Origin of the sequence: Pseudoalteromonas sp. bablab_jr010 (genome assembly GCF_016464105.1) — a bacterium.
Classification (GTDB): Bacteria; Pseudomonadota; Gammaproteobacteria; order Enterobacterales; family Alteromonadaceae; genus Pseudoalteromonas; species Pseudoalteromonas simplex.
In genome coordinates, this window is sequence record NZ_JACDWV010000134.1 from 115,115 (window position 1) to 130,862 (window position 15,748).

The following is a 15,748-nucleotide window of genomic DNA, read 5'->3' on the forward strand; positions in this document are numbered from 1 at the left end:
TCTTATGCGTATAGCGGGTTAACTTTGTTTGTGTCGATGTCGAATTTCTTGATTGCTTCAACAACCACTGACTTCTCAACTTCACCACGTTTAGCAAGCTCAGATAGTGTTGCAACCACAACATAACCAGCATTCACTTCGAAGTGACGACGTAAGTTTTCACGGCTATCAGAACGACCGTAACCATCAGTACCTAACACTTTGTAGTTGCTGCTTGGTACGAATGAACGAACTTGTTCTGCGTAGTTCTTCATGTAGTCTGTTGCTGCAACAGTCACGGCATCTGTTAATGCGTTCGTGATGTAAGCGGTCTTTTGCTCTGCTTCAGGGTTAAGCATGTTGAAACGCTCAGCGTCTTGACCATCACGCGTTAACTCATTGAATGACGTTACAGAGAATACATCTGAACCAATACCATACTCTTCGCTCAGGATTTGTGCCGCTTTACGCACTTCAATCATGATAGTACCTGAACCTAGTAACTGTACTTTCGCTTTATCGCCAGCCACAGTTTCAAGCTTGTAGATACCTTTACGAATACCTTCTTCAGCGCCTTCTGGCATTGCCGGTTGATGGTAGTTTTCGTTCATTAGCGTTAGGTAATAGAACACGTTTTCTTGATCTTCGCCGTACATGCGACGGATACCGTCTTGCATGATTACCGCTACTTCGTATGCGAATGTCGGATCATAAGAAATACAGTTAGGAACCGTGTTAGCAAGAATGTGGCTGTGACCATCTTCGTGCTGCAAACCTTCACCGTTTAGTGTAGTACGACCTGCCGTAGCACCTAGTAAGAAACCACGTGCTTGTTGGTCACCAGCCATCCACGCCATATCACCTACACGTTGGAAACCAAACATTGAGTAGTAGATGTAGAATGGGATCATTGGTAAATCGTTAGTGCTGTATGATGTTGCAGCAGCAACCCATGATGACATTGCACCTAACTCGTTGATACCTTCTTGTAGTACCTGACCTGATGTTGCTTCTTTATAGTAAGAAACAATGTCACGGTCTTGTGGTGTGTAGTTCTGGCCATGCGGGTTGTAAATACCGATTTGACGGAATAAACCTTCCATACCAAATGTACGCGCTTCATCAGCGATGATAGGAACGATGTTTTTACCAATGCCTTTGTCTTTTAGTAACACGTTAAGTGCACGTACAAAGCCCATTGTTGTAGAGATGTCACGTTTTTGCTCTTCAAGTAGTGGCTTGAACGCGTCAACTTCTGGCAATGTTAAGCTTTCAGTAAACTTAGGAATACGCTTAGGTGTGTAACCTTGAAGCGCTTCACGGCGAGCGTGAAGATACTTGTACTCTTCAGAACCCTCTTCAAGAGTAAGGTATGGTAAGTCTTTAATTTCTTCATCAGAAACTAAATCTTGTAGACCTAAACGTGAACGTAGGTGCTCAACGTGGGTCATGTCCATTTTCTTAACTTGGTGCGCGATGTTTTTACCTTCAGCCGCTTCACCCATGCCGTAACCTTTTACAGTTTTAGCTAGGATCACAGTCGGACGATCTTTGGTTTCTTCCGCTTTTTTGAATGCAGCGTAAAGTTTTGAAGGCTCATGACCACCACGCTTAAGCGCGAAGATTTCTTCATCAGTCATATCAGCAACAAGTGCTGCTGTTTCTGGGTAACGACCGAAGAAGTGCTCACGAACATATGCACCGTCTTTTGCTTTATATGTTTGGTAATCACCGTCAATCGTTTCGTTCATTAACTGCAGTAATTTACCTGATGTATCTTTAGCAAGTAGGATATCCCAACCACTACCCCATACAACTTTAATCACGTTCCAGCCTGCACCTTTGAATAGGCCTTCAAGCTCTTGAATGATCTTACCGTTACCCATTACTGGGCCATCTAAACGCTGTAGGTTACAGTTGATTAGGTAACATAGGTTATCTAGCTTCTCACGCGCAGCGAATGAGATTGCACCACGTGATTCTGGCTCATCCATTTCACCATCGCCTAAGAAAGCGTATACACGTTGGTTTTTAGTGTCTTTTAAGCCACGACCATCTAGGTATTTTAAGAAACGAGCTTGGTAGATTGAAGCAATTGGACCAAGACCCATAGATACCGTAGGGAACTGCCAGAATTCAGGCATTAACTTAGGGTGTGGGTATGAAGGAAGACCTTTACCATCAACTTCTTGACGGAAGTTATCAAGCTGCTCAGCAGTTAAACGACCTTCAACAAATGCACGTGCATAGATACCTGGAGAAATGTGACCTTGGTAATAAACTAAATCACCGCCATCAACATCGTTTGGTGCTTTGAAGAAGTGGTTAAAACATACTTCATAGAATGCAGCTGAAGACTGGTAAGACGCCATATGGCCGCCTAAGTCTAGATCTTTTTTCGACGCGCGTAATACGATCATGATCGCATTCCAACGAATGATTGAACGAATACGACGTTCAATGTTTACGTCACCTGGGTAAGCAGGTTCTTGATCTACCGGAATGGTATTAACGTAGTTAGTGGTTGTGCCAGTAGGCATATCAACACCGTCTAAACGGGCTTGCTCTAACACTTGCTCAAGTAAGAATTGAGCACGTTCAACACCTTCTTCACGCACAACAGACTCAAGGGCTTGTAACCACTCTTGTGTTTCTAGCGCGTCTACGTCAATTTTATTGACTTCAGACATATGGAGGTTTCCTTATGTTTAAAATACTAATTATTTTAATAAATCTTAAAATTAAGTAGTTAACTAAACTTAGCTAATCACTTGCTTAATGTTGTTTGGTGCGTCTTAAACTACGTTCAATCCGCGAATGCTCTTTGCCAGCCTCAAGTAAGGCTTCTTCGATAAAGGCTAAGTGAGCATTACTAGCAAGACGTGCTTGCTCTGGGTTTCCTTCAATAACCGCATCCATCAACAGTCGTCTATGTTCTGCGAGCTGTTGGCTGATCTGTGGTTTTTTTAACAGTACAGTTAAATTCTGTAATACATTTTGCTCTAGCAAGGCCTGCATACCACGTACTAAATGTAGCAGTACAACGTTATGAGACGCTTCTGCCACACTAAAATGGAATGCATTAATTGCTTTTGCTTTTTGCACAATGTCGTCATTAACGAGCGCAATGTTGTCAAAGCTTTGTTTTACTTTTTTGAAGTCATTCGTTGTGCCACGCATAGCTGCATAATATGCTGCGATTCCTTCAAGGGCATGACGAAATTCGAGTAAATCAAATTGTGACTCTGGATGCTTACTAATCAAATCAAAAAGCGGATCAGTGAGCCCCTCTTCAAGCTGATTTTTTACGAACGTTCCGCCACCTTGGCGACGCGTTACTAACCCCTTAGCTTCTAGCTTTTGAATCGCCTCACGCAGTGAAGGTCGCGATACTTCAAATTGTTTCGCTAATTCACGTTCCGGAGGCAGCTTTTCGCCTGGCGCTAACGACCCCTCAAGAATCATATTCTCAAGTTGTTGTAAAATTACATCAGATAATTTTGCTGCTTTAATCTTTAAAGACATTTATTAACGTCCGCATTGTTATGCGCTAACCCCATAAATATCGGGTATTTAGCCTTGTGCTTTGACCAAAAAGGTAAATTGGTCATACCAAATTTGTCGCATACGTTATCAAAAACCCGTATTTCTGTCAATTTCACTACGTTCAGCGCCTAGTTACACCCTAACGTAATTCGTCTAAAGATTAAACAGTATGGATTAAAGTGGCTTTTTCTGAAGGAAAAAACAATAAAAAATAAATGGTCAGACCAGATTGAGCGACAAAAGCTTTTAGAGGTCAGGTTTTAGATGTTAGTTGAATTGAGTAGCTTTGTAGCAGCGGGGTCATCCCACGACAAAAACCACAAAGACCAAAAATTTAAACGCGATATAAAATCGCGCCTACGCCAAACCACCAAATAAGGTAAGCGCTGCGATGATCACTAAAAAGAACAATACATTTCGTTTTACAAGCTTCATCATGCAAGTGGCTTCATAAGTACAACCAAAATGTTGTTGCTCTATTTGCTCAGCGGCAAGTGCGGTTTGCGTAACAACTTTACGGTTACTCACTGAAAAGTCGAGCACATACTTGAGCCAACAACTGGTGCCTTTATTAAAGTTACCAATCACTAAATAACCAAAACTAGCAACACGTGCTGGTAACCAATCGAGCCAAAACAGTAAGCTATGGATCAGTTTAAAACGCTTAGCGTACGCCACTTTATGGTCGTCTCTGACTTTGTCAGCAAAGGTTCGAACTAGCGCATAAAGAACCGCGCCAGGCACACCTAAAACCATAAACCAAAAAATGACTGCACAATAAAAGCGAAAATTTAACCAAGCTAGAGTTTGGCCAAAAGTCTCACCTTGAGGCTCATCTTCTGTTTTCTTTTGGCCCATTTGTAATGCATATAAGGTCGCCGCCTCTTGATCGTTACGTGTTAAGGCATTTAAGTAAGACTTATATAAAGCACGTTGTTTAGCACAGCCAAAACAAACTAGCAGTACAGCAACATTCACTGCCAGCTGCCAAATAATAAAATCAGAGAGTTGATAGACTAAACCTGCGGCAACGACAGGCAACATTAACCAAATCAAAAAGCCAATTGGCGAATTAAATAAGCCTTTTTCTGAGAGTTGTTTTTGCGAGTGTTTAAGATATCTATTGGCATAAAAACCGATTTGCCAATAATCTGCTCGAGCTCCTAAACGCTCAATCACCAAAGCAATAATTATTGAAATTAAGATCATGCCTTTACCTATATCCTTTAACTAAAACACTAAATCAAAATAGTATTGCCAATCAAAACTCGCACCAGGGTCAGTTTTTCTGCCCGGTGCAATATCACAATGGCCAACAATGCGCGAACGGTTTATCTCAGGATACTTTGCCATCAACGCCTTAGTCACTAAGTGTAATGCATTATATTGGGCTTGGGTATACGCTTTGGTGTCTGTACCTTCAAGCTCAATGCCCACGCTAAAATCATTACAGCGCTCTCTACCTTCAAACGTTGAGATACCGGCGTGCCAAGCTCGTTTCTCAAAAGGCACGTACTGAATAACTTCACCAGTACGACGAATAAAGCAATGTGCAGACACTCTTAAGCCTTTTAAATCAGCAAAGCTTTCATGCGCCGTACAATCAATTGTTCCCATAAATAAATCATCAACATAAGGCGTTGCGAACTGCCCTGCTGGCAATGAAATATTATGAATAACAAGTAATGATACCTCGCCTTCTGGGCGTTCATCGTAATGTGTACAGGGTCTTTGTAACACATTGTTTAATTGACCCAATTCATTTATATGCATATTAAAAACTAACGATGACAATAAAGTTAAATAGTGTAAAGGGTTAAAATCTCAGGGTCTAGTTGCTTTGATTCAATCACTTAAAGTAACAGTGGGGATACTTTACTGTAGCCAATCTTTGTCTTCTATTGAGGGGGTAAACATAGTAAAATTTCGCCAATTTATTAATAAACAATGAGCTTTCGACATGTCAGTCCCACACACATTAATTAGCCAACTGGTAAAACTTGCCCTTGATGAAGATTTAAATTACCAAAGCGCAAATGACGGTGATATTACCGCGCAACTAATTCCAGAAAACGAGCCAGCCAATGCCAAGGTAATTACCCGTGAAGACTGCGTATTTTGTGGTAAAGACATTATTTTAGAAGTTTTTAACCAAGTCGATCCTACAGTAAACGTTGAAGTACTTGTAAATGATGGCGACAAAGTAGCAGCCAATAGCACGCTCTTCACCGCATCAGGCTCAGCTCGCGCAATTTTAACTGCAGAGCGCACAGCCCTTAACTTTGTACAAACACTCTCAGGTACAGCAACAACAACAGCTCATTATGTAAAAGAGCTTGAGGGTACAACGACGCAGCTACTCGATACGCGTAAAACAATTCCTGGTTTACGTGCGCTACAAAAATACGCTGTAAAATGTGGTGGCGGTGCGAATCATCGTATCGGTTTGTTTGATGCGTTTTTAATTAAAGAAAACCACATCGCTGCCTGTGGCGGTATTGATAAAGCAGTAGCTCAAGCAAAAATCAATCACCCTACAAAACCAGTTGAGGTTGAGGTGGAGTCACTTGATGAGCTTGAGCAAGCAATCACAGCAGGTGCTGATATCATCATGCTTGATAACTTTACAGTCGAACAAATTCAACAAGCAGTCGTGCTGACAGACAAGCGAGCAAAGCTCGAAGTATCTGGCAACATGACACTCGAAACCTTAAAAACCTATTCGCAGGCTGGCGTTGACTTTATTTCAAGTGGCGCACTTACAAAAAATTTACAATCAATCGACCTTTCAATGCGTTTTAGTGCTTAAAAATAGCTAGCCACGTATTTAATGCTTACCTAATCCGTTGACAACGAAATAAAAAAAGCATTAAATACGTACAAAGCTTGTAATAGTAACAAAAAACAAACATTTATACGGCAAAATATCACTCTTTAGTATGTCTGCACCCTAGGCTCTTACGCACATTTTAGTTTCACTCTTCAAAGTATTAGCAAGGATGCCATATCAAACAGTGCAATAATTGAATTAGCTTGACCTGTCTCAAACTAAAGTAGGAAAGTTCTGAAAAAACCTCTAGCTAACAGGAAAATAGCTTTCAAAATCATTGAATAATGCTAAAGTTAATTAATGTTTTCAGAACATAGGAAGTTCTAAGAGTTTTATGTTATCAATCAAGCTTTATTAAAGAAGTTTTAATTAAAACTGTAAGATTTATCCTGTAAATTGAGCCTTGGTTTACAACGCTGAAGTTACAGCTAAACTTACAAAATCATCATATCCTTTAGGAGAGGAACAAATGACAAAACAAAACCAACAGGGTTTCACCCTAATTGAATTAATGATTGTAGTTGCAATCATCGGTATTCTTGCTGCAGTAGCTCTGCCTGCGTATCAAGATTATACAAAACGCGCACATGTTAGCGAAGGTATGAGTTTAGCGGCTGGAGCAAAAGCTGCAGTAACAGAAACATATTCATCAACAGGAAAATTCCCTACATCAAACTCAGGTGCTGGCATTGAAGCTGCAAGTAAAATCAAAGGTAATGCGGTTACATCTGTGACTGTAGGCACTGCAGGTCAAATTACAGTTGTATTTGATGGAACAAAAGTGGGGAGTGGAAATTTAACATTAACCCCTAAAGATGAAAACGGTTCAATCAATTGGACTTGCTCAGGAAGTTTACCTGCTAAACTACGCCCAGCTAACTGTAGATAAGGTAGCTGATATGCTGGCTTCAATTTAAATTTGAGGCCAGCTTACTTACAATCCGGCTACTTACTCACCTTGTACATGAAAAAACATATATTACTTAGCTTTTCAATATTTATTTTAAGTATTCTTTATCTATTAATACCAGTTATAAATTCCCCTATTTCTTCTAGTGACTTCTCACTTGAATTAACTTTAAGCTCATTAGAGTTCATTAGTGAAATAATACTATCATTAGTTTCTCTTTTAATTATCCACTTTATTCTTGCTTGTTTTTGCTACTCATTTGAAAATGGCATATCAAATAAGCCAAATAAAATTACCTTTTCTTTTTCTTGGTTATTTATACTCACAATTATCATTTCATATAGTAGTCTGTTATTCCCACTACTAGAACTATCTATAGATGAAAAAATAGCTTTACCTATTGCTGTATCCACCTCAGCTTTAGGTCTTTTAGTAACTTACAAATTTATCAAAAAAAAAGAAAAGAAAACTCGTTATGCTATTTTAATATTAATTCTCATTATAATTTCATATCCAAATATAAATATTTCTAATAAAATAGAAGCTACTATAAAAAATGAAGATAAAATAAACATCATAATAATTGGGGTAGACTCACTCAGGCCTGATTATGTTACGAAAGAACTAACACCAAATTTTACAAACTTCATAAAAAGCTCAATCAACATAGAAAATGCTTATACTCCAATAGCTAGAACCTACCCATCATGGTCATCAATCTTAACGGGTAAATATCCAGTAAATAACAATATTCGATTTAATTTATCTGAACAAAGGTCAGAATCACAAACCCAATTTGTAACACACACACTATCAAAAAATGGATATACAAATATTTTTTCTCAAGACGAAAGAAGATTTAGTAATATTGGAAAAGGTGAAGGATTCGATAAAGTAGTCGGGCCGCCGGCAAGTGCTGCTGAATTTATTATTTCAAAACTTTCTATACTACCACAGGTTGGCTTGTTTACTCAGCACCCATTTGTAGACTTTTTATTACCATATGTAAAAGCAAATAGGGGGGCGCATAAAACATATATACCTAACGATTTTTCTGAAGAACTTAACGAAAATTTAAATGTACCAAGTCCAATATTTTATGTTAATCACTTCACACTACCACATTACCCATTTTCTTTTAACCGACCAGTTTTTTTAGAAGGGGAAACCTTAGATTCAGACTCTCCTTATAAATATATGTACAAAGGAATGCTTAAACATGCTGATGAACAATTTCATAAACTACTTTTAAATCTAGAAGAAAAAGGATTTTTCCAGGATGCAATTATAATACTACTATCAGATCATGGAGAAAGCTTTGGTGGTATAGACGATGGCCCGACTCCTAAATTTACATTTACAGATTTTGAAAGCAATTCATCAGGGCATGGTACAAATGTACTTTCTTTACCTCAGTTTAGGGTGCAACTCTCAATTAAATTAGAGGGAAAAGCAAAAAAATGTAAAGCTATATTTAAAACCGATAAGAAAATAAACTACTCTTTAGTAGATTTAATGCCATCAATTTTCAGATGTATAGAAATAGAAGAAACTAATTATTTTGATGGTTTAATTTTTAGTGAAATAGCCAATGATAGAGATATCTTCATAGAAAGCTCGATTAATCCAATAGTTTTATCTAAATCTAGAATCGATAAGATTCAAACATTAGCAAAAGGTATAAAGTTTTACAGTGTTAACAATAAAGGAAAACTGATAGTTAAACCAGATATCTATAATGAAGCTATTAAGTCAAAACAAAGAAGCGTTATTAGAAATAAATTTTCTCTTTCAACTTTTCCTGATATGGAAGATGATCTTATATTTACTAATTTACAAACAAATCAATGGCAACCTGCATCGATGGTTGACGATAAAAAATTAGTAAAAGATATGTTTTATGCCTTATGTTCACATTACAAAAAAGATGAAATCAATAATTTATTTGAGAAGTGTTCACAGCCGGATGAGTTTCTAATTAAAATATATCAAAAATGGAATGAACAATAATGTCCAAATCTCAAGAAACAAAAAACCTAGATACCTTCCAATGGATAGGTGTAAATGCTAGGGGGAAAAAACTAGAGGGGGAGCTAACAGGAAGTAGTATTGCTCTTATTAAGGCTCAGCTGCGCAAACAAGGTATCACTCCTTCTAAAGTAAAACGTAAACCTAAACCTCTGTTTGGTATTAAATCTGTTCAAAAAATTACACCAAAAGATATCGCCTTAATTACACGACAGATTGCAACCATGTTAATGGCAGGTGTACCACTAATCCAAACTATTGAGATGATCGGGAGCGGCACAAAAAATAAAAGTGTCGAGAAATTAATGGAAGGTATAGGCGATGAAGTAAAAGCAGGGGTGCCACTTTCACAAAGTCTAAGAAAGCACCCCCGTTATTTTGATGATTTATATTGCGACTTAGTGGCTTCAGGTGAACAGTCAGGTGCCCTTGATAAAATTTTTGACCGTGTTGCACTTTATAAAGAAAAAGCAGAGGCTTTAAAATCAAAAATTAAAAAAGCCATGTTCTATCCTATTGCCGTTTTGGTTGTTGCGGTCATTGTAACTTCAATTCTTCTGATATTTGTAGTACCGCAATTCCAAGATATTTTTAATGGCTTTGGTGCTGAGCTACCAGGATTCACTCTGATGGTGATTGGTATTTCTGAGTTTATGCAGGAATATTGGTGGATAATACTCATTGGTGTTATCGCAACTGGTTTTGCATATAAAGAAGCACTACTTAAAAGTAAAAAGCTCAGAGATGCTAATGATAGAGCCATATTAAAACTACCTGTCATTGGTATGATTTTAAATAAAGCGGCAGTTGCTCGCTACGCACGGACTCTCTCAACCACCTTCGCAGCTGGTGTGCCTTTGGTGGATGCCCTAGACTCAGCTGCAGGCGCCTCTGGTAATGCGGTTTACCGCTATGCTATTTTAGAGATTAAAGCCGAAGTGAGCTCAGGTAACTTAATGAACTGGGCAATGCGCAACACAAAAATTTTCCCTGATATGGTGGTGCAAATGGTGGCCATTGGTGAAGAGTCTGGTTCACTAGATGGTATGCTTGCCAAAGTAGCCACCATATATGAGCAAGAAGTCGATGATGCAGTAGACGGTTTATCAAGCTTACTTGAGCCACTTATAATGGCGGTTTTAGGCGTACTCGTGGGTGGTTTAATTATTGCTATGTATTTACCAATTTTCCAACTTGGTTCAGTTGTTTAAAGTATAAGCTGTAAGCAAAATGCTAGTTGATGACTTGCAACATAAAATAAATAATTAGAATAGTTCAACACAGCGAAATTATGGCGGCCTGAAAATGGCCTGAAGTTAGGTATATTAATGGAAAATTTTTTTCTTGATATAACCACTGCGATGCAAAGTCAGCAGTGGTTTTATTTTTTGACGGTGGGCTTAGTAAGCCTGTGTATTGGTAGCTTTTTGAATGTGGTGATTTATCGTTTGCCACTGATGATGAAAAGAGAATGGCAAACTGAGTGCCGTATTGTATTGGCCGATGAGCTCAACTCAAAACAGCAAACAGAACAAGCTCCCTTTAATTTAGTAAAACCTAATTCGACCTGCCCTAAATGCAAAGCACCGATTAAAGCTTGGCAAAATATCCCTGTCTTAAGTTGGCTATTGCTAAAAGGTCGCTGTGCAAATTGTCAAACACCGATTTCTGTGCGCTACCCTATTGTAGAAATGCTTACAGCGGTTTTAAGTTTAGTTGTCGCCGCTGTTTTTGGCCCAACAACGCTTGCTCTTCTTTATATATTGATTACTTGGTTTTTAGTTGCATTAACTTTTATCGATGTAGATCACATGTTATTGCCCGACCAGCTCACCCTGCCACTCGTTTGGTTAGCGCTGATTGCTGCCACTATGGATATTACCATTGCACCGAGCGATGCCATTATCGGCGCAGCAGTTGGCTACCTGAGCTTATGGAGTGTCTATTGGTTATTCAAGCTTGCTACTGGTAAAGAAGGCATGGGTTATGGCGACTTTAAACTATTAGCCGTGTTTGGTGCGCTATTAGGTTGGCAAGATATTTTAACCATAGTGCTGTTATCAAGTGTCGTTGGTGCCATCATCGGTATTGCGCAAATCATTATTCAAGGTAAAGATAAAACCACGCCAATTCCATTTGGACCCTACCTTGCCATTGCCGGTTGGCTAACCTTGCTTTGGGGTGAGCAAATTCAAGCTTACTACTTTAATTATTTGGGCTACTGATTATGGCAAGCTGGATTTTAGGATTAACGGGTGGAATCGGATCAGGGAAAAGTGCAATAAGCGCCATGTTTGAAGAGCTTGGCATTCAAGTGGTTGATGCTGATATCGTGGCTAGAGAGGTCGTTGAGCCAGGTTCAACGGGACTTGAAAAAATTACTGAACACTTTGGTGATGAGATACTCACTACTGATGGCAGCCTTGATCGTGCAAAACTAAGAGCAATTATCTTTGCTGATGAATCACAAAAGCAATGGCTAAATAATTTATTGCATCCGCTTATTAGAGAGTCAATGCTCGCTCAATTACAGAAAGCCACCAGCCAATATGTGATATTAGTTGCGCCTCTACTTTTCGAAAATGGCTTAGATAAATTCAGCGATCATACTCTATTGATAGATGTTCCTGTTGAAGTGCAAATAACGAGAACCACAGCTCGAGACAATATCTCTGTTGAATTAGCTAAGCAAATCATCGCTTCACAAATGCCCAGAGCAGATAAGCAACAAAAAGCGACAGATACATTAGATAATAACCGCCTTCTTTCTGAGGTAAAAATTGATGTACAAAAGTTGCATGAGAAATACCTGACTTTAATTTAACGATATTATTGATTTAAATACTTATTTTTGTAAAAAAGCAGCCACAGAAAAACAATACCAAAGTACCAATTAACTAGCTAAACATTTGAGTTTATGGTTAATTTATTTTGCAATTTTTCCAAAATCAGACAAGACTGATGTAACCGTTTTACTTTTTCTGTTAGATTGTGGCAAATAAAGGATCAAACTAGGTGCGCAATGAATATTAACTCACCGCTACTTCGAAAATTTATCACTCTAGGTCGCATTGATGCAGAGACCGTAAAATCAAAGCAGCGCGAATACAGCTCTACTGCGGAGCTAATTTCTAAAACATGTGGTATGGCTGGCCATGAGCTAGCAGAGCAATGCACAGATCTTTTCAGAGTCCCTTATTTTGACATCAAAGATTTTGATGTATCACACATTTCTGAAGAACTTGTTAAAGACAAACTCATTCGTGAACACCACATTCTGCCTTTAGTAAAAAAAGGCCGTAAACTCTACATTGCCGCCTCTGATCCAACCGATTACGGAGCCTTTGAAAACTTTGAATTTAGTACTGGCCTTTCATGTGAAGTAGTTGTTGTTGATTACGTTCAGCTCGAAAATAAAATAGAACAATTACTTGATGCTGCAGGCGGTTTACACTTAAGTGAAGATGAGTTTAAAGAACTTGGCGATCTTGAAACCGAAGCTCCTAAAGACTTAACCAGCAAAGATGAAGACAAAGACGATGCGCCTATTATTGTCTACATCAATAAAATTTTGATGGATGCGATAAAAAAAGGTGCATCGGATCTACACTTTGAACCTTATGAACACCGTTACCGTGTACGTTTTCGTATCGATGGTATTTTGCATGAAATGGCAAGTCCACCCAATAGCTTAGCGAGCCGTTTGTCGGCGCGTATCAAGGTTATGTCTCGACTTGATATTGCAGAAAAGCGTAAACCTCAAGATGGTCGTATTAAGCTTAAAATCACTGAACGTAAAAGTATCGACTTCCGTGTAAGTACGCTACCTACCCTTTGGGGCGAGAAAATCGTAATGCGTATTCTTGACTCATCAAGTGCTATGCTAGGTATCGATGTACTTGGTTATGAACCAGAGCAGAAAAAACTCTACATGGATGCACTTGAACAGCCCCAGGGCATGATCTTAGTAACCGGTCCAACAGGTTCTGGTAAAACCGTATCACTTTATACTGGTTTGAATATTCTTAACCAGCCAGAGCGTAATATCAGTACTGCCGAGGATCCAGTAGAGATCAACCTTGAAGGGATTAACCAAGTACAAATTAATCCAAAGGCAGACATGACCTTTGCCAATGCATTAAAGGCTTTCTTACGACAAGATCCCGATGTCGTAATGGTTGGTGAGATCCGTGACCTTGAAACCGCTGAAATTGCAATAAAAGCGGCGCAAACAGGTCACTTGGTATTATCGACTCTGCATACAAACTCAGCACCAGAAACCCTTACTCGTCTTTTAAATATGGGTGTTCCTGCTTATAACGTCGCAAGTTCAATCAGTCTTATTATTGCGCAGCGTCTAGCAAGACGACTTTGTCCTAAGTGTAAAACACCAGAAACACTCCCTGATGAAGAATTGATTCGCCAAGGTTTTGATAAAGACAAGCTCAATGAGGTTCAGTTATTCGCACCAAAAGGCTGTGACAGCTGTACTGAAGGGTATAAAGGTCGAGTTGGTATTTACGAGGTAATGCAAATTACCCCTGAAATAGCGCAAATTATTATGCGTGGTGGTAACTCACTCGAAATCGCTGAAGTATCTCTACGCTCAGGCTTTAATGATCTACGTTTATCAGGCCTGAAAAAAGCCGCCGATGGTGTTACCTCTCTGGCTGAAATAAACCGAGTAACGAGTTTCTAAACAAATTCGTTACTGGATTCTCAACTAACTGTTCAGTAAGATCTGACGAAAGTGCTTAATTAAGAGTGATATCATGCCAACAGTTGTAGACTGCCCAACATGCAAAGCCAAAGTAGAATGGTCAGAACAAAGTCCACATCGCCCATTTTGTTCAAAACGCTGCCAGCTAATAGATTTAGGTGAGTGGTCGTTTGAGAACAATAAAATTTCTAGCCCAATTAGCAATGCTAATGATTTGAGCCAAGATATGATTGAAGATATCGAAGCGATGCTAGCTAAAAACGATGATTCATTCTTTAAAGAATAAAGCGTCAAATATAAAAAATGCGGCATTTGCCGCATTTTTTATATTAATAGTAATTTGGTATTAACCTTCAGAACGCTCACCTTTGCGCTCTCCGCGTGGACCATGGTGACCCTTTTTGTGACCTTTTTTACGCAGGTGCTTTTTAATCTCTTGATAGCTTTCGCGCTGCTCTGCATTTAAAACCTGCCAAATGGCATGATCAGATTTCATTTTTAGCATTGCAAACTGCTGGCCTTTTTCTTGACGCGCATTAATTAGTTCTAATGCGGCATTTTCATCAAATGTTTTAGCTGCTAATAATGCATCCATTTTCTCTTTGTGTGCAGTACGAGCGGCTTTCATTGCATCTTTATCACCACGCAGTGCTGCAAATTGTGTTTTCTGCTCGGCAAAAATCGCTTTAAGTTGCGTTTGCTGATCTTCTGTAAGTTGTAATTTATCAATACCACGCTCAGAAAGTAAAAAACGTGCTTGTGGATTCATCCCACGGTTAAAGTCACCTTTCGCCATTGCTGAAGTAGCACCGACACTCGCTGCTGCTAAACCACAAACAAGTACGAATTTAGAAAGCTTATTTGAAATAGTCATAATCATTACCTTTTGTTGGGTTGTGCTCTGTTGTCGTTTCCGACTGATGGGTTAACTATAACTAATTCAATGCAAAGGAACGCAAACCAGTGTAAAGGTTGTGTAAAGATTCACTTTTACACAATTTACTGAGTAAAATAACCTTAAAGAAATAAATAGCTAGGTGTCAGAATGAAACTATTAATGATCGACGACGATACAGGATTGTGCGAATTACTCAGCGAGTACTTATCAGCACAAGGTTTTACAGTAGAGTGTGTTCATGATGGCGCTGAAGGCCTAAAACAAGCTATAAAGCATAACTATGAGCTAATATTGCTTGATGTGATGCTACCCTCTTTGGATGGCTTTGAGGTGCTAAAGCAGTTAAGGCAACATAAGCTTACTCCAGTGATCATGCTAACCGCTAAAGGTGAAGACTTTGATCGTATCTTTGGTTTAGAGCTAGGCGCAGATGATTATATTCCTAAGCCATTTAACCACAGAGAACTGCTAGCCCGCGTTAAAGCAATTACCCGTCGCATCGAGCATATCAACAGCTTATCGAACCAACAGGCCAGCTCCTTGAGTGTTAACAGCATCAATGTTAATTTCGCAACTCGTGAGGCTTCTGTTAAAGACAACGTACTTAGCCTAACCGGCACTGAGTATGAGATCCTTGCTATGCTAGTACAACATGCCGGTGAAGTGATCAGCAAAGAACAAATAAGTGAGCAAGTCCTTGGTAGACGCCTTGCCCCTTTTGACCGTTCAATCGATATGCATGTCAGCAACATCCGTAAAAAGATTGCAGAACACGTTAGTAATGAACGGATCAAAACCATGCGCGGCAGTGGTTATGTATTAATACAAGGCGAATAA

At 39.1% G+C, this 15,748-nt stretch carries 14 protein-coding genes; 9 read left to right on the forward strand and 5 right to left on the reverse strand.

Annotated elements, in window-relative coordinates:
• Positions 1 to 2: 2 nt before the first annotated feature.
• From aceE to ampD, 4 genes are all read right to left on the reverse strand, one after another.
• Positions 3 to 2,669 (reverse strand): pyruvate dehydrogenase (acetyl-transferring), homodimeric type, encoded by a 2,667-nt coding sequence (aceE, locus tag JIG37_RS12425; RefSeq protein WP_199529479.1) that lies wholly within the window; start codon positions 2,667 to 2,669, stop codon positions 3 to 5.
• A gap of 85 nt (positions 2,670 to 2,754) precedes the next feature.
• Entirely contained in the window at positions 2,755 to 3,504 is a 750-nt protein-coding gene (pdhR, locus tag JIG37_RS12430; protein WP_036965924.1) for a pyruvate dehydrogenase complex transcriptional repressor PdhR, read from the reverse strand.
• A 378-nt stretch (positions 3,505 to 3,882) separates the two neighbouring features.
• Entirely contained in the window at positions 3,883 to 4,734 is an 852-nt protein-coding gene (gene ampE / locus JIG37_RS12435; protein ID WP_199529480.1) for a beta-lactamase regulator AmpE, read from the reverse strand.
• A 21-nt stretch (positions 4,735 to 4,755) separates the two neighbouring features.
• Complete coding sequence (ampD, locus tag JIG37_RS12440; RefSeq protein ID WP_054550989.1) at positions 4,756 to 5,298, reverse strand: 1,6-anhydro-N-acetylmuramyl-L-alanine amidase AmpD; 543 nt, start codon at positions 5,296 to 5,298, stop codon at positions 4,756 to 4,758.
• A gap of 187 nt (positions 5,299 to 5,485) precedes the next feature.
• On the opposite strand from ampD, the gene nadC reads away from it, so the two are divergent.
• The 8 genes from nadC to yacG all read left to right on the forward strand — a co-directional run bounded on the left by nadC (position 5,486) and on the right by yacG (position 14,299).
• Complete coding sequence (gene nadC / locus JIG37_RS12445; RefSeq protein WP_199529481.1) at positions 5,486 to 6,334, forward strand: carboxylating nicotinate-nucleotide diphosphorylase; 849 nt, start codon at positions 5,486 to 5,488, stop codon at positions 6,332 to 6,334.
• A gap of 490 nt (positions 6,335 to 6,824) precedes the next feature.
• Entirely contained in the window at positions 6,825 to 7,244 is a 420-nt protein-coding gene (locus JIG37_RS12450) for a pilin (protein ID WP_199529482.1), read from the forward strand.
• Between the two features lie 75 nt (positions 7,245 to 7,319).
• Positions 7,320 to 9,275 carry a sulfatase-like hydrolase/transferase gene (locus JIG37_RS12455; protein ID WP_199529483.1) on the forward strand — a complete coding sequence of 652 codons (1,956 nt, stop codon included), beginning with the start codon at positions 7,320 to 7,322 and terminating at the stop codon, positions 9,273 to 9,275.
• A complete protein-coding gene (locus tag JIG37_RS12460; protein WP_199529484.1) occupies positions 9,275 to 10,504 on the forward strand; it encodes a type II secretion system F family protein in 1,230 nt (409 codons plus the stop codon). Before JIG37_RS12455 ends, JIG37_RS12460 begins: the two co-directional genes overlap by 1 nt.
• Positions 10,505 to 10,621: 117 nt before the next feature.
• A complete protein-coding gene (locus JIG37_RS12465) occupies positions 10,622 to 11,518 on the forward strand; it encodes an A24 family peptidase (protein WP_199529485.1) in 897 nt (298 codons plus the stop codon).
• 2 nt (positions 11,519 to 11,520) lie between these two features.
• The gene (coaE, locus tag JIG37_RS12470; protein ID WP_199529486.1) at positions 11,521 to 12,117 is read left to right on the forward strand and encodes a dephospho-CoA kinase; all 597 of its coding nucleotides are present in this window, start codon (positions 11,521 to 11,523) and stop codon (positions 12,115 to 12,117) included.
• Between the two features lie 198 nt (positions 12,118 to 12,315).
• Positions 12,316 to 13,992: a type IV-A pilus assembly ATPase PilB gene (gene pilB / locus JIG37_RS12475; protein ID WP_138619056.1), complete on the forward strand. Its 1,677-nt coding sequence runs from the start codon at positions 12,316 to 12,318 to the stop codon at positions 13,990 to 13,992.
• Between the two features lie 73 nt (positions 13,993 to 14,065).
• The gene (yacG, locus tag JIG37_RS12480) at positions 14,066 to 14,299 is read left to right on the forward strand and encodes a DNA gyrase inhibitor YacG (RefSeq protein ID WP_054550981.1); all 234 of its coding nucleotides are present in this window, start codon (positions 14,066 to 14,068) and stop codon (positions 14,297 to 14,299) included.
• 60 nt (positions 14,300 to 14,359) lie between these two features.
• On the opposite strand, the gene JIG37_RS12485 is transcribed toward yacG, so the two are convergent.
• Positions 14,360 to 14,887: a Spy/CpxP family protein refolding chaperone gene (locus JIG37_RS12485; RefSeq protein WP_166340462.1), complete on the reverse strand. Its 528-nt coding sequence runs from the start codon at positions 14,885 to 14,887 to the stop codon at positions 14,360 to 14,362.
• Between the two features lie 171 nt (positions 14,888 to 15,058).
• Here JIG37_RS12485 and JIG37_RS12490 point away from each other — a divergent pair, with 171 nt between their 5' ends.
• Positions 15,059 to 15,748, forward strand: a complete 690-nt coding sequence (locus JIG37_RS12490) for a response regulator (protein WP_166340460.1) — start codon at positions 15,059 to 15,061, stop codon at positions 15,746 to 15,748.

Excerpts from the sequence above, each read along its gene's own strand:
- JIG37_RS12465 (WP_199529485.1), top strand. The coding sequence starts at position 10,622 with ATGGAAAATTTTTTTCTTGATATAACCACTGCGATGCAAAGTCAGCAG.
- coaE (WP_199529486.1), top strand. The coding sequence starts at position 11,521 with ATGGCAAGCTGGATTTTAGGATTAACGGGTGGAATCGGATCAGGGAAA.
- pdhR (WP_036965924.1), bottom strand. The coding sequence starts at position 3,504 with ATGTCTTTAAAGATTAAAGCAGCAAAATTATCTGATGTAATTTTACAA.
- ampE (WP_199529480.1), bottom strand. The coding sequence starts at position 4,734 with ATGATCTTAATTTCAATAATTATTGCTTTGGTGATTGAGCGTTTAGGA.
- aceE (WP_199529479.1), bottom strand. The coding sequence starts at position 2,669 with ATGTCTGAAGTCAATAAAATTGACGTAGACGCGCTAGAAACACAAGAG.
- JIG37_RS12450 (WP_199529482.1), top strand. The coding sequence starts at position 6,825 with ATGACAAAACAAAACCAACAGGGTTTCACCCTAATTGAATTAATGATT.
- JIG37_RS12485 (WP_166340462.1), bottom strand. The coding sequence starts at position 14,887 with ATGACTATTTCAAATAAGCTTTCTAAATTCGTACTTGTTTGTGGTTTA.
- pilB (WP_138619056.1), top strand. The coding sequence starts at position 12,316 with ATGAATATTAACTCACCGCTACTTCGAAAATTTATCACTCTAGGTCGC.
- JIG37_RS12490 (WP_166340460.1), top strand. The coding sequence starts at position 15,059 with ATGAAACTATTAATGATCGACGACGATACAGGATTGTGCGAATTACTC.
- nadC (WP_199529481.1), top strand. The coding sequence starts at position 5,486 with ATGTCAGTCCCACACACATTAATTAGCCAACTGGTAAAACTTGCCCTT.
- yacG (WP_054550981.1), top strand. The coding sequence starts at position 14,066 with ATGCCAACAGTTGTAGACTGCCCAACATGCAAAGCCAAAGTAGAATGG.
- JIG37_RS12455 (WP_199529483.1), top strand. The coding sequence starts at position 7,320 with ATGAAAAAACATATATTACTTAGCTTTTCAATATTTATTTTAAGTATT.
- JIG37_RS12460 (WP_199529484.1), top strand. The coding sequence starts at position 9,275 with ATGTCCAAATCTCAAGAAACAAAAAACCTAGATACCTTCCAATGGATA.
- ampD (WP_054550989.1), bottom strand. The coding sequence starts at position 5,298 with ATGCATATAAATGAATTGGGTCAATTAAACAATGTGTTACAAAGACCC.